Source organism: Thioclava atlantica, from assembly GCF_000737065.1.
GTDB lineage: Bacteria > Pseudomonadota > Alphaproteobacteria > Rhodobacterales > Rhodobacteraceae > Thioclava > Thioclava atlantica.
The window spans coordinates 1-1,179 of the sequence record NZ_AQRC01000041.1 but is presented as its reverse complement, the minus strand read 5'-3'; the positions used below and the strand labels follow the sequence as shown (position 1 = coordinate 1,179).

1 protein-coding gene is annotated in these 1,179 nt (G+C 64.3%); it reads right to left on the bottom strand.

What is annotated here, in order from left to right; translation table 11 throughout:
- Positions 1-3: 3 nt before the first annotated feature.
- A partial coding sequence (tuf, locus tag DW2_RS18845; RefSeq protein ID WP_038149005.1) for an elongation factor Tu occupies positions 4-1,179 on the bottom strand: 1,176 nt, incomplete at its 5' end.

The following is a 1,179-nucleotide window of genomic DNA, read 5'->3' as shown; positions in this document are numbered from 1 at the left end:
CGATCACTCGATGATTTTGGACACGACGCCGGCGCCGACGGTGCGGCCGCCTTCGCGGATGGCGAAGCGCAGGCCGTCTTCCATCGCGATCGGCGCGATCAGTTCGACTTCGAACTTCAGGTTGTCGCCCGGCATCACCATCTCGGTGCCTTCCGGCAGCGTCACGGTGCCCGTCACGTCCGTCGTGCGGAAGTAGAACTGCGGACGGTAGTTCGCGAAGAACGGGGTGTGGCGGCCGCCTTCCTCCTTGGTGAGGATGTAGGCTTCAGCCTCGAACTTCGTGTGCGGGGTCACCGAGCCCGGCTTGCACAGGACCTGACCGCGCTCCACGCCGTCACGGTCGATGCCGCGCAGCAGCGCGCCGATGTTGTCGCCAGCTTCACCGCGATCGAGCAGCTTGCGGAACATCTCGACGCCCGTGCAGGTCGTCTTCTTGGTGTCGCGGATGCCGACGATTTCCAGTTCGTCGCCGACATTGATCACGCCACGCTCGACGCGGCCGGTCACGACGGTGCCGCGGCCCGAGATCGAGAACACGTCCTCGATCGGCATCAGGAAGGGCTGGTCCACGGCGCGCGCCGGGGTCGGGATCCACGAATCAACAGCTTCCATCAGCGCACGGATCGAGTTCTCGCCGATTTCCGGATCACGGCCTTCGAGAGCGGCCAGGGCCGAACCCTTGATGATCGGGATGTCGTCGCCGGGGTAGTCGTAGGACGACAGAAGCTCGCGCACTTCCATCTCGACCAGCTCGAGCAGCTCCTCGTCGTCGACCTGGTCGACCTTGTTGAGGTACACGACCATCGTCGGGATGCCGACCTGACGGCCGAGCAGGATGTGCTCGCGGGTCTGCGGCATCGGGCCGTCGGCCGCGTTCACCACCAGGATCGCGCCGTCCATCTGCGCCGCACCCGTGATCATGTTCTTCACGTAGTCGGCGTGGCCGGGGCAGTCGACGTGCGCGTAGTGACGGTTCTCCGTCTCGTATTCCACATGCGCCGTCGAGATCGTGATCCCGCGAGCCTTCTCCTCCGGCGCGCCGTCGATCTGGTCGTAGGCACGGAAGTCACCGAAGTACTTCGTGATCGCAGCCGTCAGCGTCGTCTTGCCGTGGTCAACGTGGCCGATCGTGCCGATGTTGACGTGCGGTTTGTTACGTTCAAACTTTTCCTTTGCCAT